1 protein-coding gene is annotated in these 1375 nt (G+C 70.1%); it reads right to left on the reverse strand.

Annotated elements, in window-relative coordinates:
- A partial coding sequence (locus tag LPZ50_RS24850; protein ID WP_230665494.1) for a PepSY-associated TM helix domain-containing protein occupies nt 1–1247 on the reverse strand: 1247 nt, incomplete at its 3' end.
- Nucleotides 1248–1375: the final 128 nt, after the last annotated feature.

Genomic DNA, 1375 nt, shown 5'->3' on the forward strand with positions numbered 1-1375 from the left:
GCCGGCATGGGCGGCACGCCCAGCTCGCCCGCGGGGCGCCGCTTCCACCACATGACGGCGCCCGCCACGCTCATCAGCACGATGCCCGCGCAGGCGGCCAGCAGCACCAACTGGTTGGCCAGCCCGAATTCCTGCCCCATGTGCACGTTGATGCCCCATTCCAGGGCCTTGCCCAGGGGGCCGTAGTCGGCATAGCTCATGTCCAGCAGGGGCTTGCCGCTGTACTGGTCCAGGTGCACCACGCGTTGGCCCGCCAGGTCGTTGGGATAGGCCGACGCGGTGTATACGCCGGCGGGGCTTTGCGGCAGATTGATGGCATAGCCGGGCGCCAGGCCCAACTGGTTGAAAATGCGCACGGCCTGGTCCAGCCCTATGGCGCCGCCCTGGCCGTGCGTGGGCTCGGACAGGGGCATGCGGGCCTGTTCCAGCGACCAGGTGGTGGGCCCCCGGTGCGCCAGGTGTTCATCGGACATGGGTACCGCTACGCGCACGCCGGCCGGATACCCGAAGTTGCTGCCGTTGGCCCACTGGTTGACCTGCTTGCCCCACACCAGCGACCACGGCATGCCGGTAATGGCCAGGAACAGAATGAACAGCCCCGCCACGGCGCCCGTCACGGCATGCGTGTCGCGCCAGAACACCCGCCGGGCCGGCGTGCCGCGCACGCTGAGCACGCCCTGCTTGCGCCCGCGCGGCCACCACAGATAGATGCCCGTCAGCACCAGCAGGATCGACCAGCCCGCGGCGATCTCGATGGCCCCGTTGGCGATGGGACCGAAGTAGTCCAGGCTGTGCAGCCGGCGGATGGTCCACATCAGCGTGCCGCGTTCCGGCAGCGCGCCCAGCACCTCGCCGTCGTACGGGTTGACGTACACGGCCAGGCTGTCGCCGCTGGCGGGCTTGACCACCGCCAGGGCGGCCGCGTCAGGTGCGGCGGGCGGAACATATTTGGCCAGGGTGCCGGGGTGCGCCTGCAATGCCGCGGCAGTCAGCGCCGAAGGGGCCAGGCCGGGGGCCTTGCCCGGCTGCACGTGCTTCAGGTCGCGGTACCAGGCGTTCTCGATTTCCGTGTGGAACAGATACAGCCCGCCGGTGACGGCCAGCAGGATCATGAAGGGCAATACCAGCAGGCCGGCATAGAAGTGCCAGCGCCATACCGCGCGGTAGACGTCGGCGCGGCGCACGGTATCGGTATCGGGATTGTCGGGCAGGGCGCGGGCCCCGGCCCTGGTGGAAAGTACGGGCATGGAATCTCTCGGTGGAAAAGCACAAGGCCGCGGCCATGGGCAGCGGGCTGGTCGGCACTAACCGAGAGAAGCCGGAGGCGCGCGCGCCCCGAGCGGGGCGCCTGGCGAGGCGTGTCCGGGCGGCAGGG

The sequence above is a fragment of the Bordetella petrii genome, assembly GCF_020991325.1.
Classification (GTDB): Bacteria; Pseudomonadota; Gammaproteobacteria; order Burkholderiales; family Burkholderiaceae_B; genus Bordetella_A; species Bordetella_A petrii_E.